The organism is Nesterenkonia sp. PF2B19 (assembly GCF_001758425.2).
Lineage (GTDB): Bacteria > Actinomycetota > Actinomycetes > Actinomycetales > Micrococcaceae > Nesterenkonia > Nesterenkonia aethiopica.
On the sequence record NZ_MDSS02000123.1, the window covers coordinates 1 to 1,584 of the forward strand.

Sequence of the window (1,584 nt, forward strand, 5' to 3'; positions counted from 1 at the left end):
CGCCCAGGGCGCCCGACGCCAGGCCGAGGCCGGCCCCAGCTCCCAGCCGAGCAGCCGCCGTCGTGGTCCGCGCCGGGCCACCGCACCCAGCGGTGCCCCCAGCTCCCGCTGATCTCCCACATCCGTTGACCCCGGAGGGCTGGTCGCTAAACCTCGCTTCAGTGCGTGGATTCCGACCATCGCTCCGGGGTCAACTCTGTTCACCCTCACTTCATGCGCGCCGCCGCACGTCGAACACTCTCGGTGAGGCGGTCCAGCGCCGGCGTCCCGGTGGTCCAGCGCTGCCAGTGCAGATGCGCCTCGGTCGGTCCGATCTCCTGGACCACCAACAGATCCGGATGCTCACCCTCCATCACCCCGGGCGGCATCATCCCCTCCGGGATCATCCCCCAGCCCAGCCCGTGGGCGACGGCGGCGTTGTAGGCCTCCACCGACGGGATCAGATGCGTCACCCGCGGGGTGACGCCCAACCGGCGCAGCCCGCTGCGCTGCAGCGAGTCCCGGATGCTGTAGTCCACCTGCGGGACGCGCTCCCAGTCGACGACGCCGTCGGAACGCCGATGCCGGTCCAGCAGCTCTCCACTGGCCACCGGCCAATACCGCATGGTCCCCAGCGCGGTGGACCGGCAGCCGGAGACCGGCACCGGAGTCTCGGCCACCGCGGCCACCACCGTGCCGTTGCGCAGCAGCTCATGGGAGTGCTCCTGGTCCTCGGCGTGCACATGGAGCTCGACGTCGTCCCAGGTGGCAGCCTCCTGCAGCACCCGCTGGAACCAGGTGAACAGCGAGTCCGCGTTCACCGCCACCGAGAGCGTCACCACCTCGGCGGCCTCCCCGCGGAAGCCCAGACTGCGCCGGGCCTCGTCCTCCAGCAGCATCATCTGCCGAGCCGTGCGCAGCAGCACCGCCCCGGCGTCGGTGGTGCGCACCGGGATGGTGCGGGTCAGCAGCACCTGCCCGACCTCCCGTTCCAACGCCTTGATCCGCTGGGAGAAGGCGGAGCCGGAGATCCCCAGCAGCGCCGAGGCCGCCTCGAAGGTGCCCTCGTCCACGGCCAGCACGAAGGCCCGAAGATGATCGGTATTCATAGACGTCGATGATACGCGTCACATCTGAAGGACCCCTTCAGATGATGAAGAATCATGCGCTGGTGCGGATGCCTGATTCCCAGGAGCATGGTCACCATGACCGTGCTGCTGACTGGATTCCTCACCTGCCTCGCCCTCATCGTCGCGATCGGCCCGCAGAGCGCCTGGCTGCTGCGCCAGGGCCTGCTGCGCGATCGCGTGGGCCTGGCGGTGCTGTGCTGCGTGGTCGGCGACCTGCTGCTGATCGGCCTCGGCACCGCCGGGGTGGGGGCGGTCCTGGAGCACGCTCCCTGGCTGCTGCAGGTGCTGCGCTGGGCCGGGGTGGCTACCTGCTGTGGTTCGCCTGGCGGTCCTTCGCCTCGGCGGCCACGGCCCGCACAGGCCTGGACAGCGACGACGTCGGCCAGCCTGACGCCGAGCGGTCCGCCGGCCGGGTCCCGGGCGGGCGACGGCACGGCGAGCACGGCGGCCACCTCGTCAGCAGCCGGCCACGGAC

The 1,584-nt window shown here is 71.0% G+C and carries 2 protein-coding genes; one reads left to right on the plus strand and one right to left on the minus strand.

Annotation, left to right across the window (positions count from 1 at the left end; all coding sequences use genetic code 11):
• Positions 1–206: 206 nt before the first annotated feature.
• On the minus strand, positions 207–1,088 hold the full coding sequence (locus BCY76_RS17200) for an ArgP/LysG family DNA-binding transcriptional regulator (protein WP_070159454.1): 882 nt from the start codon (positions 1,086–1,088) through the stop codon (positions 207–209).
• Between the two features lie 87 nt (positions 1,089–1,175).
• Here BCY76_RS17200 and BCY76_RS17205 point away from each other — a divergent pair.
• Positions 1,176–1,584, plus strand: a 409-nt coding sequence (locus BCY76_RS17205) for a LysE/ArgO family amino acid transporter (RefSeq protein WP_237090259.1), incomplete at its 3' end; no start/stop codon positions are given.